Annotated in this window: 1 protein-coding gene; it reads left to right on the top strand. The window is 60.1% G+C overall.

The window, feature by feature from the left end; all coding sequences use genetic code 11:
• Positions 1 to 94 precede the first annotated feature (94 nt).
• Positions 95 to 1,108, top strand: a complete 1,014-nt coding sequence (locus HMPREF0372_RS09075; protein WP_007491232.1) for a cyclase family protein — start codon at positions 95 to 97, stop codon at positions 1,106 to 1,108.
• The last annotated feature ends 139 nt before the right edge of the window (positions 1,109 to 1,247 follow it).

Here is a 1,247-nt window from a genome sequence, read left to right as displayed (position 1 = left end):
TGAGTATCTGATTCGGATGCTCTACGGAAAGTAAAAACTTTCCCTTTCCTTTTGTCCCACACTCTGCTATGATTATCCAAGGAGGAACTTTATCATGGGTAAAAAAGTTTATGTGGACCTGACCCATCCCTTCAGCGCGGAGATTCCCCGCTGGCCCTACTTTGACAAGCCCGAGATCACCAACGCCCACACCATGGCCAAGGGCGGCGTGCTCACCTCCAAGATCACCTGCACCATGCACACCGGCACCCACTGCGACGCCCCCCGTCACGTCATGGAGTACGAGTTTGACGGCCGCCGCGCCCGCTACACCCACGAGATGCCCATTGATGCCTACACCGGCGAGGCTGTGGTGCTGAAGCTGGACGTGGAGCCCTGGACCCTGATCACCGACAAGCACCTGGACGAGGCCTGCAAGAAGTGCGGCATCGACCCCGCCTCCCTGAAGGGCAAGGTTCTGTGCCTGAACACCGGCATGCACCGCCTGTTCGATGACTCCAAGGCCTACTATCACTACTCCATCGGCACCGGCATCGACGCCGGCAAGTGGTTTGTCAAGCACGGCGTCAAGTGCGTCGCCATGGACAGCCAGGCCCTGGATCACCCCCTGCACACCGCCATGGGCAACAACGGCATGACCCGCATGAACCTGCTGGGCGCCACCGGCAAGCCCATCACCGAGGAGTACAAGGAGCTGTTCGGCGAGGAGGCCTATGCCGAGTTCGACAAGTTCGAGTACATCCGCATCCACGGCCAGGCCGCCTACGACGAGAAGTTCGGCGAGCTGGAGGATCTGGGCGTATGGGGCACCTGGGAGCCCTGCCACAAGGAGATGCTGGGCCACGGCATCGTGGGCGTTGAGAACCTGGGCGGCGATCTGGACAAGATCAAGCCGGGCAAGGTCTTCAACTTCTTCTGCTTCCCCCTGCGCTGGTACATGGGCGACGGCGCCATGTCCCGCTGCGTGGCCTTCATCGACGAGGACGACGTGGACGCCAGCGTGCCCGACCGCACCTACAAATACGGCGGCACCGGCTACGCCGATGAGTCCGGCCACGGCGACAGCGGTCTGGAGTACATGCGCAAGCTGTTCAACCGCAACAAGTAATGCAACCGGATTGAGTTCCACCCATACCGTAAAGCGGCGTGCGCTATGCCCGCCGCTTTACGTGATGTCCACACCAAATGGAGAAAGGACCTGAATTCCATGAGTGAGCTGAAGAACAAGACGATCATCACTGTGGCCA

Source organism: Flavonifractor plautii ATCC 29863, from assembly GCF_000239295.1.
GTDB classification, from domain to species: domain Bacteria; phylum Bacillota; class Clostridia; order Oscillospirales; family Oscillospiraceae; genus Flavonifractor; species Flavonifractor plautii.
This window is presented reverse-complemented; position numbering and strand designations above follow the sequence as displayed.

Excerpts from the sequence above, each read along its gene's own strand:
- HMPREF0372_RS09075 (WP_007491232.1), top strand. The coding sequence starts at position 95 with ATGGGTAAAAAAGTTTATGTGGACCTGACCCATCCCTTCAGCGCGGAG.